This is a genomic window from uncultured Methanobrevibacter sp. (assembly GCF_934746965.1).
Classification (GTDB): domain Archaea; phylum Methanobacteriota; class Methanobacteria; order Methanobacteriales; family Methanobacteriaceae; genus Methanocatella.
On sequence record NZ_CAKVFS010000001.1, the window covers coordinates 209,683 to 223,424 of the forward strand.

17 protein-coding genes are annotated in these 13,742 nt (G+C 28.2%); 13 read left to right on the forward strand and 4 right to left on the reverse strand.

Annotated elements, in window-relative coordinates:
- Position 1 precedes the first annotated feature (1 nt).
- Entirely contained in the window at positions 2 to 661 is a 660-nt protein-coding gene (locus tag Q0984_RS00925; protein WP_299522174.1) for a DUF5612 domain-containing protein, read from the forward strand.
- Here Q0984_RS00925 and Q0984_RS00930 read toward each other — a convergent pair.
- Entirely contained in the window at positions 658 to 1,452 is a 795-nt protein-coding gene (locus Q0984_RS00930) for a Dna2/Cas4 domain-containing protein (protein ID WP_299522177.1), read from the reverse strand. The two genes, Q0984_RS00925 and Q0984_RS00930, sit on opposite strands and share 4 nt — an antisense overlap.
- A gap of 139 nt (positions 1,453 to 1,591) precedes the next feature.
- The gene (locus Q0984_RS00935; protein ID WP_299522180.1) at positions 1,592 to 2,665 is read right to left on the reverse strand and encodes a DNA polymerase subunit beta; all 1,074 of its coding nucleotides are present in this window, start codon (positions 2,663 to 2,665) and stop codon (positions 1,592 to 1,594) included.
- 148 nt (positions 2,666 to 2,813) lie between these two features.
- Between Q0984_RS00935 and Q0984_RS00940 the strand changes: the two genes are divergently transcribed.
- From Q0984_RS00940 to Q0984_RS00985, 10 genes are all read left to right on the forward strand, one after another.
- The gene (locus tag Q0984_RS00940) at positions 2,814 to 3,407 is read left to right on the forward strand and encodes a DUF366 family protein (RefSeq protein WP_299522183.1); all 594 of its coding nucleotides are present in this window, start codon (positions 2,814 to 2,816) and stop codon (positions 3,405 to 3,407) included.
- Positions 3,408 to 3,419: 12 nt separating this feature from the next.
- On the forward strand, positions 3,420 to 3,941 hold the full coding sequence (locus Q0984_RS00945) for a 6-carboxytetrahydropterin synthase (protein ID WP_299522186.1): 522 nt from the start codon (positions 3,420 to 3,422) through the stop codon (positions 3,939 to 3,941).
- A gap of 2 nt (positions 3,942 to 3,943) precedes the next feature.
- Entirely contained in the window at positions 3,944 to 4,642 is a 699-nt protein-coding gene (locus Q0984_RS00950; protein WP_299522189.1) for a 7-carboxy-7-deazaguanine synthase QueE, read from the forward strand.
- A gap of 76 nt (positions 4,643 to 4,718) precedes the next feature.
- Entirely contained in the window at positions 4,719 to 5,660 is a 942-nt protein-coding gene (locus Q0984_RS00955) for a CBS domain-containing protein (RefSeq protein ID WP_299522191.1), read from the forward strand.
- Between the two features lie 83 nt (positions 5,661 to 5,743).
- Complete coding sequence (locus Q0984_RS00960) at positions 5,744 to 6,562, forward strand: HPP family protein (protein ID WP_299522193.1); 819 nt, start codon at positions 5,744 to 5,746, stop codon at positions 6,560 to 6,562.
- Positions 6,563 to 6,653: 91 nt separating this feature from the next.
- Positions 6,654 to 7,460 carry a prephenate dehydratase gene (gene pheA / locus Q0984_RS00965; protein WP_299522196.1) on the forward strand — a complete coding sequence of 269 codons (807 nt, stop codon included), beginning with the start codon at positions 6,654 to 6,656 and terminating at the stop codon, positions 7,458 to 7,460.
- A gap of 61 nt (positions 7,461 to 7,521) precedes the next feature.
- Positions 7,522 to 8,193, forward strand: coding sequence for an endoglucanase (locus Q0984_RS00970; protein WP_299522199.1), 672 nt, complete (start codon positions 7,522 to 7,524; stop codon positions 8,191 to 8,193).
- Between the two features lie 9 nt (positions 8,194 to 8,202).
- Positions 8,203 to 8,766 (forward strand): PsbP-related protein, encoded by a 564-nt coding sequence (locus Q0984_RS00975; RefSeq protein WP_299522202.1) that lies wholly within the window; start codon positions 8,203 to 8,205, stop codon positions 8,764 to 8,766.
- A 29-nt stretch (positions 8,767 to 8,795) separates the two neighbouring features.
- On the forward strand, positions 8,796 to 9,302 hold the full coding sequence (locus Q0984_RS00980; RefSeq protein WP_299522205.1) for a flavoprotein: 507 nt from the start codon (positions 8,796 to 8,798) through the stop codon (positions 9,300 to 9,302).
- 27 nt (positions 9,303 to 9,329) lie between these two features.
- Complete coding sequence (locus tag Q0984_RS00985) at positions 9,330 to 9,953, forward strand: phosphopantothenoylcysteine decarboxylase (RefSeq protein ID WP_299522347.1); 624 nt, start codon at positions 9,330 to 9,332, stop codon at positions 9,951 to 9,953.
- 322 nt (positions 9,954 to 10,275) lie between these two features.
- Here Q0984_RS00985 and Q0984_RS00990 read toward each other — a convergent pair whose 3' ends face one another.
- Positions 10,276 to 10,917 (reverse strand): fibrillarin-like rRNA/tRNA 2'-O-methyltransferase, encoded by a 642-nt coding sequence (locus tag Q0984_RS00990; RefSeq protein ID WP_299522208.1) that lies wholly within the window; start codon positions 10,915 to 10,917, stop codon positions 10,276 to 10,278.
- Positions 10,918 to 10,920: 3 nt separating this feature from the next.
- On the reverse strand, positions 10,921 to 12,084 hold the full coding sequence (locus tag Q0984_RS00995; protein ID WP_299522211.1) for an NOP5/NOP56 family protein: 1,164 nt from the start codon (positions 12,082 to 12,084) through the stop codon (positions 10,921 to 10,923).
- A gap of 130 nt (positions 12,085 to 12,214) precedes the next feature.
- Between Q0984_RS00995 and Q0984_RS01000 the strand changes: the two genes are divergently transcribed.
- Positions 12,215 to 12,772, forward strand: a complete 558-nt coding sequence (locus Q0984_RS01000) for a glycosyl transferase (protein WP_299522214.1) — start codon at positions 12,215 to 12,217, stop codon at positions 12,770 to 12,772.
- Positions 12,773 to 12,830: 58 nt separating this feature from the next.
- Entirely contained in the window at positions 12,831 to 13,742 is a 912-nt protein-coding gene (locus tag Q0984_RS01005) for a dihydroorotate dehydrogenase (RefSeq protein WP_299522217.1), read from the forward strand.

Sequence of the window (13,742 nt, forward strand, 5' to 3'; positions counted from 1 at the left end):
TATGGGAAATTATAGTTTAACTATTAAATCTGATGAAAAAAAAGGAGTATTGGATGATATTACTTCAATTATAGTTCAACATGAGGTTAATATTAGTTATACTCATCTTTTCATTGAAAAAAATAATGTAGGCACAATTGATTTGGAACTTGAAAATGTAAATAATATTAAAGATTTGATTGTTGATTTAGAAGCTCTTGATGAAGTTAAATCTGTGGAAATACATTCATCTCAATCAAATGTTTATGGAAAGCGCATTATTATTGTCGGTGGTGGTGCACAGGTATCTCAAGTTGCATTAGGTGCAATCACTGAAGCTGATAGGCATAATATTCGTGGTGAACGTATAAGTGTAGATACTCTTCCGATTGTTGGGGAAGAAAACATAGCTGAAGCTACTGATGCAGTATCTAGACTTCCAAGAGCGCATGTTTTAGTATTGGCTGGTTCTTTGATGGGTGGAAAAATAACTGAAGCAGTTAAAAAAATAAAAAAAGAAAAAGGAGTAATTATTATTTCTTTAAATATGCCTGGAAGTGTTAAAGATTATGCTGATTTAATTATAACTGATCCGGTACAAGCAGGAGTTCTTGCAGTAATGGCAATAGCTGATACTGCAGTTTTTGATATTGAAAAACTTCATGGAGATATTGAATATTAATCTTTTGTACAAATTGCATAATATTCGCAATTTTTACACTTTTTTTCACTTATTTTCACTTTTGGTATCTTTTTATTTATTATGATTTCTTTTGTTTCATTTAAAATGCCAAATAAACTTTTTCTAAGGTTCATATCTATAACTACTGGTCTTTTATCCTTTATTTTTGAATATTCTACAAATCCTACAAAAACTTCACTGTCAAATTCTTCTTCAATTAGAAGAGCAGTAGCTGCAACTTCAATTGCATCTCCATCCCAAACACCTTTAATTGGGGGATTGGAACTTTTAAAAAGTATGGGATAATATTTCCCATCAATAATTTCTATTTTGTCACAAATCCCAATTAAATCAATTTGATTGTCTTTTATCAAGTAAGAATATATACAATTTGGGAAAAACATTTCTGTGATTTCAAAACCATCTTTATTTAATATTTTCATTGCTTTTTTAGCTTTGAGAGCTAATATTTTTATATTAAAATAACTTTCATTGGTTATTTCGTATTTTTGTTCTTGTGTAATTTCATAACCTAATTTTTCTATAGTTTCTAAATTATTTTCACTGTAACTAGATATATTTTGAGATAATGCCGTTTCTATTTCCTTTAATTCCATATCTTTCTTTAATTTGCGCATATTTTTTTGTAATAAATCTTGAATATCTATTTTAATGTTTTTAAGTTCAGTATATACTTGATAATCTTCATTTTTAGAAATGTCTACATGTGTTTGTAGGTATAATTTCATCGGACAATACATATACATTTTTATAGATGATATATTTATCATTTTTTAACCTCTTCAAAATCGATATTATTGATTAGAATTAGTTAATATAAATAATGAGAGGTTTTAAATTAATTAAATCTTTTAAAATCAAATAAAAAAAGAGAATAGCTAATAATATTTAGCTATTATTACAATTTTATCATGCTGGACTTTCTTTGAGCTTGATATATTCGTCCATGGATTCTCTGGTAGTTCCAACAACAAGCCTATAAGTGTCTTCTTTTCCATCAGTAATGACTTTTTCAACTTTTCCTTTAGCTATAACATGTTCTTTATCAATAACTTCTCCAGCATAGGTGTGTGTAAATGAAACAACTTCAGATATTGGAGCTTCAACACCATCAACTATTTCTAAATTTTCAATAGTGTATAATGAAGGATTATCAAACGCACCAAGTGCACTTACAATATCACATTCAATTTGAGCTATTCCTAATGGTTCATAAACAGTATCTCCCCATTCACCACTAATCTCATCATAATTTTTAGTACATAAAATGTCAAATAAAGTTCCATTTATTGTTCCTCTATTTCCTTTTCTATTTTCATACCATTTGAATTCGTCCATGGTTAAACTAGAGTCTTTCATACGTTTGTTGTAAACTTTTTCCCAGAATTCATCTACAATTCCTTTTACAGTTATATCTTTATTTACTTCATCAATATGGACATTTTTACCTTTATTTTCTCTAAATGCTTTCATAGCTTTTCTATGATTTTCTAATCCGAAAACTACAAAATCAATATCTGAGACATCTTCTTTGTGAAGCCCAGGTAAAATTGATCCGGAAATTCCTAAATTTTCATAAGGAATATCTGCAATATAATGGAAAAAATCTGCAACATCCATTAATTTAGCCATTATTTCAGGATTTTTTAATTTTTCTCCATTATTAAAAGCAGTTCTAAGTTCAGCTAATCTTTCTTCAGGTTTAATAATTTTAGCTACTTTTTCTTTAGGAACACCCATCATTTCGACATTTGTAACATCACAAAAGTACAGATAATCTGGATGATTTTCTCTTAAATAATCATATGCTTCTTTTGAAGTAACTTTTCTGTATTTTTTACCATTTTTTTGTCTATCTCCATTAGGATCTGGAATATATCTTAAAAATGAGATAAATCTGTCACTAGGATGGATGTAGTTTGTAGATGCAAAATATAGTCCATCAGTTGAATAAATAAAATCTCTTGTTCTTACTTGTTTCATAAAAATAACTTCCTTGTTTTAATATTATGAAATTAATATTAAACTTGTTTTTCTATTTAATTTTGAATTCAGGATATTGTTGGTCAAAATTAATTTTTTTATTTCTTTCACAATATTTTTATATAAAAATAATATCTAACATTTAACTATGACTATTATTCACAAGCATATTGATGATATTTTTGAGTATGATGGAAGTCAAATTAATCCTTCCTGGGCTTTTAATGAATTTGGAATATATGGATCATCTATTATTACATGGGTGGGTCCGGTATATATTACTCCTGATAATTTAAAGGATTTTGCAGATGTTGGACTTGAAATTAAATCTAATTATATGATTAATTTTATTTGTGAGTTTTTTGATTGTCAACCTGCAAATATGAGAATAGCTTATCTTCGTCAAAGATTATTAGTTATGATTTTTAGAGAAGTTTTATTTGAAAAAGGAATTGTCTCTAAAAGGGAGGGAGATGATATTTTTGTGGAAAATAGAAAATTAAGTATTTCAATAGCTAGCGCATCTTTAAGTTCTATGAAAATCCATTTTGCTCTTAATTTGGAAGATAAAGGAACTCCTGATGATGTAGAAACTATTGGTCTTTTTGATATTAAAGATACTGATGGTAATCAAATATTTAATAATGATAATTTAGTTGATTTAGTTAATGATGTTGTTAATAGGTTTATTAACGAATTGGAAACAATAGAAAATGATATTAGTAAAACAAATTTATTATAATGTGGTGATTTTATGAAAATTATGATTAATGGTATACAATCTAATTTAAGGTTTTCTTCAGCTCATGTTATTCCAGGTCATGAATCTTGTGGCCATATTCATGGACATTCTTATTTTGTTGATGTGGAAATTGAGGGGGAACGTGCAGGGGAATTTAAATTTGTAGTTGATTTTAAAGATGTTAAATCATATACTAAAGCAATTTGTAATGAATTGGATCACAGATTATTAATTCCGGTTTATAATGAGTTAATAGATATAAAGAACTTTAATAAAAAATCAGATTCTATTTTTGATTTAAAAGAAGAAAAAACAATTTACTTTAAAATTAATGGAAAAGGATATTCTATTCCTAGTGAAGATTGTGTATTTTTACCTCTTCCTTATTCTTCTGCTGAAGAATTATCCAAATTCTTTGCTGAAACATTAGCTAAAAAATTAGGTGAAAAATATGATAATTTAGATTATGTTGCAGTTGGAGTTAATGAAGGAATTGGTCAAGGAGCAATTTATAAAAAGGTATTTGATGATTAATTATGAGGGCTCCGATAATTGAAATTTTTTCAAGCTTCCAAGGTGAAGGTCTTTTCATTGGACAAAGGCAGATATTTGTTAGATTTGCAGGTTGTAATTTAAATTGCAACTATTGCGATACTCAAAATAGTAAATCTGAAAATTCTGGCAAATTAATGACTGTTGAAGAAGTTGTAACAGCTATTGAAAATATTAGGACTCCTGATTGTCATGTGATTTCTTTTACTGGTGGTGAACCAAGTTTATATCCTGAATTTATTAATGAAGTTGCTAGTAAAACTGATTTAAAAATTCTTTTAGAAACAAATGGTACTTTACCTGAAAAAATCAGCGATATTAAAAAATTGGACATTGTGTCATTAGATATTAAATTACCTGAACATTTTAATAATGATTTTGATGAAGAGGTTTTTTTTAACGAAATCAAATCAGTAAATTTATTAATGGCAAGGTCTATAATGTTATATTGTAAAGTAGTTGTATTGCCTTCAACAAAAATAAATTTAATTCAAGAGGTAATGGAAAAATTATCTAATAATATTTCAAACAAAAATAAACTTCAAATAATTATCCAACCGTCTAGTCCTTTAAAGGACTGGAATAATTCTAATTCTAAATTATTTGAATTTTCAGAAATTGTTGGGCGATATTTTGAGGTATCCACCATTCCACAGGTGCATAAAATATTAAATATTGAGTAAATGTGGAATAATTTTGTTTTGATTTTTTATTAAATTATTTTTTTAGGCATTACATTCACTGCTGAGGTGTGATAAAATGAAAGATAAATCATCCATTAATTTAAGAAAATCTATGAAAAGGGGTTCAGTTGAACATGAAACAAAAGTTCCTGATAAAGAAGGAGAAATCATGGCTATTGCTACTAATGAAGTGATTTCTATTCCTCCAACTAAAAGTATCAAGGATACTGCTAAAGTAATGATGGAACATGCGTTTAGGAGGTTACCAATAACTGATCCAGGTTCTGGTAAAGTTTTAGGTATTGTTACAGTAATGGATATTTTGGATTTCTTTGGTGGAGGAAAAAAATTCAACATTATTGAAAATAAATATGAGGATAACTTCTTAGCAGCTATTAATGAACCAATTAGGGAAATTATGACTCGTGATGTAATTTGCCTTTCTAATAAGTCTTCAATTAATGATACAATTGAAACAATGTTATCTAATCAAATTGGTGCAATTCCTCTTGTTGATGCTGATGATAAACTTGTAGGTATTGTAACTGAAAGAGATATTGCATTATCATTAGCTGGGGTGGTAACTGATGAAGTTGCACAGGATTATATGTCTACTAAAGTATTTACAACCACTCCTGGAACTCCAATAGAAAGTGCTTGTAAAATAATGGTTAGAAATGGTTTAAGAAGAATACCTGTTGTTGGTGGTGAAGCAGATATATCTAAAGCAAATAAAAAATTATTAGGTGTAGTAACTTCTACTGATATTATCAGACATCTTAATGCAAAAGAATTATTTGATAATTTAAATTCTAATGCTGCTTCAGAAGTCTTAAAAAATGTAGTTTCTAATATCATGACTGAAAATCCAGTTACTATATCTCAAACAGAAAGAATTGGAGATATTTGTGCATTATTTGCTGATAAAAATATTGGTGGGGTTCCAGTAACTAAAGATGGTGAAATCATAGGTATTATCACTGAAAAAGACATATTGCATGTAATTAAAAAAGCTTAAGTTTAAATAGAAATATCTTTTTATTTCTATTTTTTATTAAACAATGTTGTTTAAGTAATTGCTAATTAAAAGGAGATGATAATATGCAAATAAAAAACTTGATGTCTGAAGATTTAATCACTGTTGATAAAGATCAAAAACTTTCTGATGGTTTAAAATTGTTGGCTAAAAATGATATATCAAGATTGCCAGTAATTAATACTAATAAAGATAAACAAAAAGAATTGGTTGGAATTATCTCTGAAAGAGATGTGGCAGATAAATTAGGTTCTTCAAAATATGAAAGTATGCCTGCATCAAGACTTCATATTTCATCTGTTATGGTTAAAGATGTAATTTCTGTTATTGAAACAATGGATTTGGCAGATGTTGCAAATATAATGTTAGAAAATGGTATTGGCTCTGTTCCTGTTGTTTCTGATGATAATATGATGGTAGGAATAGTTTCAAAAGCAGATTTTGTAACTCTTGCAGTTGGTAAAGCATTTGATAAAATAACTGCTAAAGAAGTCATGTCAGAAACTATTAAATCTGTATCTTCACAAGAAAGGTTAGTTCATGCAAGAAGAGTCATGATTGATTCTCGTGTTGGAAGATTACCAGTTATTGATGGAGATGAGCTTGTTGGTATGATGACCTCAAAAGATGTTATGAATGCTTTTATTGACTTTAGAAAAAATGTTCCAGATAAATACCAAAAAACTCAAATTAAAGAAATCTTAGTTGAAGAGGTCATGTCTGATAATCCATTGTCTATTTCAAAAGATACATCTATTTCAGAAGTATCAAATATAATGATGGATACTGGTTATAATGGATTGCCTGTTGTTGAAGATGATGTGGTGATTGGTATTATAACTCAAACAGATATTTTAAGACTTATAGCTAAATTGGAGTCTTAATCAAATTTTATAGCTAATTATTTAGCTATTTTTCTTTTTTTTATTTTTTTTCAATAAACTTTTTAACTATTAATGAATATATGAATGAATTATGTGTAATAATATTTCATTTTTAGGCCCGAAAGGAACTTTTACTCATGAAGCAGCACACATGGTTGGTGAAAATTTAGTTTCCTACTGTAATATACCTGCAGTAATGGAAAGTGTTTCTAATGGTTCTTGTCAATTTGGAGTTGTACCAATTGAAAATTCTATTGAAGGGCCAGTTGGAATTACTTTAGATTCCTTAGCTCATAAATTCGATTTAAAAATATTTAGTGAGATAATAATCCCAATTAATCAAAATTTAATAGTTAATCCTGGAACATCTATGGGAGATATATCTGATGTTTATTCACATTCTCAAGCAATAGCTCAGTGTCAGGGATTTATTAGTGATAATGAAATACAACCTCATTATGCTATCAGTACAGCTAGTGCTGCTAAAAGTATATTGGGGGATAAAACAAAAGCAGCTATTGGGAATTCTAAAGCTGCTGAAATTTATAATCTGGATATTCTTAAATATAATATTCAGGATGTAGATAATAATGAAACACGTTTTGTTGTTTTGTCAAATAATGATCATGAACCTACAAATAACGATAAAACTTCAATAATTTTCTCAATTTATGAAGATAAACCTGGTATGCTTTATAAAATTTTGGGAGTTTTTGAAAAAGCTCATGTTAACTTAACTAAAATTGAGTCTAGGCCTTCTAAAAAAGGTTTGGGGAAATATTTATTTTTTGTTGATTTTTATGGTCATAGGAAGGATAAGATTGTTCAAAATATCTTAAATGAACTTGATAATCTCACATACTTTTTGAAGGTTTTAGGTTCATATCCTGAGTTTTAGAAAAACTTTAAATTAGTGTTTAAATAAATTAATATTATGATAAAATTCAGGGATGGTATACATGCCAAATGATAAGGAAAAACTTCTAAGAGTTATGCGTAGTTTAGACATGGACTACCAACATGGCAAAATTTCTGAAGAAAAATACAGATATTTCCGCTCTAAATATGAAGATAAACTTAATACATTGGATGCTCGTGATGCTACTAATAGGATTAGGTCTATGCAGGGTAAACCATCTGGTAAAAGAAAAAATAATCCTAAATATTCTAAACGTAATAAGAAAAAGAATGAAGAGCAGGATTTAGTTCAAAAATATATTATTAATCCAAAAAAAGGAGATAAATCTTTAGATGAAGAAAAAAACTCTCAGATGGATAATAGTACTTTTAAATTGGTTGCTGTTTTGGTTTTAGTAATTGGGTTTACTGCAGGTATTGCTTATGGAGTTTTAACTTTTGACTTTGGAAATATTTCAGTATCTGATGCACAGGCTATTGTGGAGGATACAGCATTTCCTGAAGTTAAAGAAGTTCCAGTAAATAATACAACTAATGATTCTGTTCAGGTTGGAGATACATATACTTCAGATAGTTCACAAAGCAGTAGTGATTCTTATTCTAGTCAAAGCAGTTATGATTCTGGATGGTCTGAACCAACTGATTCTGGAAGTGTGGATACTGGACAACCAGAGGAATCTGGAAGTGTTGAAACAGGACAATCATCATATTAAGGTGGATTTATGAAAAAGAATGTTATATGTGGAATTATATTAATTATAATAATTATTTGTGCATTTGGATATTTAATCATGAATAATATATCTACATCTCAAATTACTGGAAATGATAATACGACTACAATGTTGAGTTCTTCTAAAGGTGGGGTTATGGTTCAATATCCTTCTGATTGGGTGCTTTCTGAATCAACTTCAAATTCTTCGGTAATTGCTCTTGCAAAATCAGATTCTATTGGAGCATCAAATGTTGGTGCAGTTACTGTTAATGTTGAAAAACAGCCGATTGAGGGAAGTTTTGATACTTTTGTTAATAAAACTTACACTGCGATGCAACATGATTCCTCTTTTAACTTAAGCTCTTCTGGTCAAGTTTTAATTGGTGACAAGAATGCTACCGAGTATGTATATACTTCTAATGTAAATGGGGTAGTTAAAGAGCATAAAGCATTATGGTTTGATAAAGGAGATCAAGCTTATGTTGTATTGTATAGTGCGCCGATTAATGAGTTTGATAAAAATCTTAAGTCATTTGATTATATTTTAGAGAATATGCAAATTGGTGCATAATTCTTTTTATTTTTTTAGGAGTATTTTTTATGATTGTATTATGTGTTACTGGCAGTATAGCTGCTAGTGAATCTATTAAATTAGCTAGGGAACTCAGACGTAATGATATTGAAGTTAAATGTTTTATGAGTGATGCAGCTTGTGATTTGATATCTCCAAATGCAATGGAATTTGCAACTGGTAATGAAGTAGTAACTAAATTGACTGGTAAAATTGAGCATGTTAAATATTCTCAAGAGGATTTGATATTAGTTGCTCCAGCTACTGCAAATACTATAAGCAAGTTTGCATATAAATTAGCAGATGATCCAATTTCAACACTTTTGATTACTGCATATGGACATAATACTCCAATTTTATTCGTTCCATCAATGCATGATTCAATGTTTGATGCTATTAAGGAAAATATTGATAAAATTAAAAAAGAAGGATCTGCTTCATTTATTAAACCTAAAATGGATGAAGGTAAAGCAAAATTCCCTGATAAAGAAGATATAGTTTTAGAAGCATTAAGAACAATTAATTTAAATAAATGAGGGGATATTATTCACGAAAAAGTTTTAATAAGTATTGGTGGAACTTTTGAACCTATTGATCCAATTAGGGGCATAACGAATAAATCTTCTGGTAAAATGGGTTTGGAGTTAGCTAAACAAGCTTATATTCGTGGATTTGATGTTACATTAATTGTGGCGAATGTTAGTGTAAAAATACCTTCTGTTTTTAATGTTATTGAGGTTGAAACAGCTGGTGAGATGAATGATGCAATTAGTGAATTAATTGCTACTCAGGATATTTTTATTTCAACAGCAGCTGTTTCTGATTTTAAATTTGAAGACAAAGAAAGTCATAAAATTGATTCTTCAAAAGCATTATCTATAAATTTGAAACCTACAATTAAAATTATTCGCCAAATTAAAAAATTAAATCCTAATATTTTTTTAGTGGGATTTAAAGCTGAATTTAATCTTTCTAAACAAGATATAATAGCTAGTGCAAAACAACAAATTAAGGATGCTGGAACTGATTTGGTAATAGCTAATGATGTTAGTGATGAAAATTGTCATTTTGGCTCAGATAATAATAAAGTTTGGATTGTAGATAATGAGAATATTATAAATGTTCCTTTAACTTCAAAAAAAGAGGTAGCTAGAATAATTTTTGATGTTATTTTGAAAAAATTTTAAGTTAGACACATCTTAAAAGTAATACTTTTTTAGTTAAAATGGTCTTTTTTTAATATTTATTTGATATCTGTGGAAAATAAGTCTTTTTAAAAAATAAGTTCATTCCTTTAGGAATTACCAATTTTGAGTGATTAATAGAGTGATTTTTTCCCTAAAGGCTTATAAAATGAACTTTTTTTATTTGCATTAGCATATCTTATATATACTTTTATGTTATAAATAGCTATCGAAGTAATACTTTTTGGGGTATTTTGACTTAATTTTTTAATTTTATCTATGTCTTTTTTTTAAGCTTTTGCTTGTGTAAATGAGATATTTTTTATTAAAAATTTTTCTCTATTACAAATGCAATATGGTCTTTTTCGTAAGGTTCTAATTTTACTTTTTCAATAATTTTAAAACCTTTTTCTCTTAATTTTCTTTCTTCTTCCTTAAAAATCTTTTTTGGTTTTTGTACAACGTCAATACTTCTAGCTTTTATCATTAATACTCCTGTTGCAGTATCTTTTCCAATTAAGTTCATATTTTTCATAAATAATTGACTTTGGGTTGGTTGAGCTACATCACAGTATATAATGTCTGCCTTTTCAACTATATTAAGATAATTTTTGGGTTTGGTTGCATCTCCTAAAATCGGAGCAATATTAGTCCTTTGTCTGGCTAATCTCACTAATTTTTTTGCTGTAGTTGGTGAAAATTCAACAGCATATATTTTTCCTTGGGTTACTAAATCAGAAATGTGTGAAACGGTTGTTCCAGTTGATGCACCTAAGTATAAAACTTTTGCGTCATGGGGAATGTCTAGATTTTCTAATCCATTTAATAATGCAGCAGCTAATTTAGACCTTCTAGGATTCCATATTCTGTATTCTTCTTTTTCTTGAATTAGCTCTTCACCATAAACTGAAATTCCAGGGGTTAGATTTTTAGTAGCAATTTGACCATCCTTTAAATAAACTTTCATGGATTATTTCCTCCTTTTATTTTTTCTTCTTTTTTTAGATTTCTTATGTTTATTTTTGGATTTAGAATGTTCTTCTTCACGTTTTTTACGGGTTTTTGTTGGGAATGGATTTTCTTTTTCTATTTCTTCAGCTTTTTTAAGGAATTCTTCGTAAATATTTGGATCAAAGTCTTTAGTAAAAATATCTTTTCTACATGCGAGTGATATTTTGGACGCAAGCATTCTAGCTATTTTCCCACGATTCCACCAGTTTGCACTTCTGATTTGTGGGTGCTGGTAGATTAAACCGTATTTTGGAGGCCTGTCTCCACTTTTTAAATGTCTAAACAATGCTTTTTCAGCACCCATTATTTGAACAGTACTTGAAGGATATGTTGCTAATCTTTTAAGTCCTCCAGCATGAGATATTAATTTTGCACCAAGAGATGCTCCAACTAATAACTTTAAATTTGGAGCTATTGATTCCATTTTGTCTTCGATGTATGTTTCAATAGATTTTCTACTTTTTTGTAGTTCATAAATTGAATTGGCATAATTATTCATTATATCTAAATCTGATTGGTTTATATCTTCATCATAATCTAAATCTATTAAAAATACTTCTGGTTTGGCTTCAATAATTTTCTCTTTAGTTTTATTTTCAGCAATTAAACGAATGTATGTTTCATTATTTTTTATAACGTCCATTTCTGGGAAGTATAATGCGTACCATTCTCTAATTCTTTCAATTAATTTGCTAATTGTTTCATCAATTTCATCAATTGAGTTTATTGCTTGAATAAGATGTTTGTCTTCTGATTTAGATAATTCTTTCATTTTAGCAATAGCTAATTGTTGATAAACTTCCAAATAATCATTTTCAACAAATTCGCTTAAATTACTTCTTAAATATTCTCCACCGGGATTTGGTGTTTTAATTTCTATTTTTTCAAAGGAATTTAAGCTGGAATAATCTGAGATTCTTTTATTTGATTCAATTATAATTGTATCATAATCTTGTGAAACTTCTTCAATAATTTCTTTTTCTTGTGAAACTATTTTTTTATTTTCAATTTCCATTAATGTAGTTGCAATACTTTCTTTTGGAAATGATTTTTGAGTTATTAATTCTAAATCTTCATTAAACGCTAAAAATCCCTTAATGCAATAGGTTATATAACATTCCATATTTTCACTCAAAGGCATTTATTAATTTAATACTAAATTTATTGTAACTGATATATTAATATACAGAATTACAAACATTTAATTGATTTAAAAAATATAGTTTAATTGAATATTTTGTGGAATTGGGAGTATGACTAAACCAAACTATAATAAAAAGAAATTTCAAGACCTTAAAGAAACAATTGAGCTAAAAAATGCAGAACTTGATGAACTTAATATGGAATTAGCTAATAAGGATAAAGAAATTAACAAATTTAAAAATTACATTTCTAAACAAAGATATGAAATTAAAACATTAGAACTTAAAATTGACAGTGAAATTAATAATGAAAAGGCAAAATTTAAAGAATTGGATGATCTTCAACAAAAAGTTAAAGAAAAACAGGAAATAATTGATGATAAACAAGATCAAATAAAATACTTAAGAACTTTAATTGATGATTATAAACAGCAGGTTCATGACAATACACAAAATTTAGAAATTCAATTAAGAAAAATTTCAAAAACTTATGAGGGATTGTTAGCTCAAAAAGATTTGATAATTGAAAAACAGGATGAAAACATCAAATCTTTATTAAAATCCAATGAAGAAATTGTTAAATCAAATAAGACTAATGTAATAAGTTTAAAATTACAAAATGATAAGTATAGGGATTTAATTAAGAAATATGAAGAAAAGTTTGATTAAAAATGTATAAATGTTTTATATTACATATTTAATTTATATAATAAAATTTGGTGTAATCATGTTGAGGACAAATGTTTGTGGAGTTGAATTTAAAAACCCTTTAATGTTGGCTGCAGGAGTCATGGGAAGTAATGCTTCTTCTATGAATTGGATTATAAGGTCTGGAGCTGCAGGGGTTGTTTCTAAATCTTTTTCATTAGAACCTAATCCTGGATATGTAAATCCTACAACAGTAGGTGTTGATTGTGGTATTATTAATGCTATTGGTCTTTCAAATCCGGGAGTAGATAATTTTAAAGAAGAACTTAAAAGAATTGATAGGGATGAGGCTGTTTCAATAGCTTCTATTTATGGTGCAACTCCTGAAGAATTTAGTAAATTAGTTTTGGAAATTGAAGATTATGTTGATATGATTGAATTAAATATATCCTGCCCTCATGCTATGGAAGGTTATGGTGCATCTATTGGTCAGGATGCTGATTTAACTTATAAAATAGTTAGTGCTGCTAAAGAAGTGGCTAATAAGCCAATAATTGCTAAATTAACTCCTAATGTCACAGACATTGTTGAAATAGCTAAATCTGCAGAAAATGCTGGGGCTGATGCTTTAACTTTAATTAATTCATTAGGTCCTGGGATGAAAATTAATATTGATGTTGCAAAACCGGTATTGTCAAATAAGTTTGGGGGAATGAGTGGTAAAGCTATAAAACCTATTGCTCTTCGTAATGTCTATACGGTTTATGAAAATGTTGAAATTCCGATTATTGGTGTTGGAGGTATTTCTAACTTTGAAGATGTTGTGGAATTCTTATTTGCTGGAGCAAAAGCAGTTCAAATTGGTACTGCTATTATGGATGAAGGTGTAGATGTATTTAGTAAAATTAACAATGATTTAGAAGAATTTATGAATAAAAAAGATTATGGTTCTATTGATGAAATGGTTGGCCTTGCTCATGAGGAGTTGTAA

Coding starts and splice junctions, on each gene's coding strand:
- Q0984_RS01005 (WP_299522217.1), top strand. CDS start 12,831: ATGTTGAGGACAAATGTTTGTGGAGTTGAATTTAAAAACCCTTTAATG.
- Q0984_RS00935 (WP_299522180.1), bottom strand. CDS start 2,665: ATGAAACAAGTAAGAACAAGAGATTTTATTTATTCAACTGATGGACTA.
- Q0984_RS00945 (WP_299522186.1), top strand. CDS start 3,420: ATGAAAATTATGATTAATGGTATACAATCTAATTTAAGGTTTTCTTCA.
- Q0984_RS00925 (WP_299522174.1), top strand. CDS start 2: ATGGGAAATTATAGTTTAACTATTAAATCTGATGAAAAAAAAGGAGTA.
- pheA (WP_299522196.1), top strand. CDS start 6,654: ATGTGTAATAATATTTCATTTTTAGGCCCGAAAGGAACTTTTACTCAT.
- Q0984_RS00995 (WP_299522211.1), bottom strand. CDS start 12,084: ATGGAATGTTATATAACCTATTGCATTAAGGGATTTTTAGCGTTTAAT.
- Q0984_RS00950 (WP_299522189.1), top strand. CDS start 3,944: ATGAGGGCTCCGATAATTGAAATTTTTTCAAGCTTCCAAGGTGAAGGT.
- Q0984_RS00970 (WP_299522199.1), top strand. CDS start 7,522: ATGCCAAATGATAAGGAAAAACTTCTAAGAGTTATGCGTAGTTTAGAC.
- Q0984_RS00975 (WP_299522202.1), top strand. CDS start 8,203: ATGAAAAAGAATGTTATATGTGGAATTATATTAATTATAATAATTATT.
- Q0984_RS00940 (WP_299522183.1), top strand. CDS start 2,814: ATGACTATTATTCACAAGCATATTGATGATATTTTTGAGTATGATGGA.
- Q0984_RS00960 (WP_299522193.1), top strand. CDS start 5,744: ATGCAAATAAAAAACTTGATGTCTGAAGATTTAATCACTGTTGATAAA.
- Q0984_RS00990 (WP_299522208.1), bottom strand. CDS start 10,917: ATGAAAGTTTATTTAAAGGATGGTCAAATTGCTACTAAAAATCTAACC.
- Q0984_RS01000 (WP_299522214.1), top strand. CDS start 12,215: ATGACTAAACCAAACTATAATAAAAAGAAATTTCAAGACCTTAAAGAA.
- Q0984_RS00930 (WP_299522177.1), bottom strand. CDS start 1,452: ATGATAAATATATCATCTATAAAAATGTATATGTATTGTCCGATGAAA.
- Q0984_RS00980 (WP_299522205.1), top strand. CDS start 8,796: ATGATTGTATTATGTGTTACTGGCAGTATAGCTGCTAGTGAATCTATT.
- Q0984_RS00955 (WP_299522191.1), top strand. CDS start 4,719: ATGAAAGATAAATCATCCATTAATTTAAGAAAATCTATGAAAAGGGGT.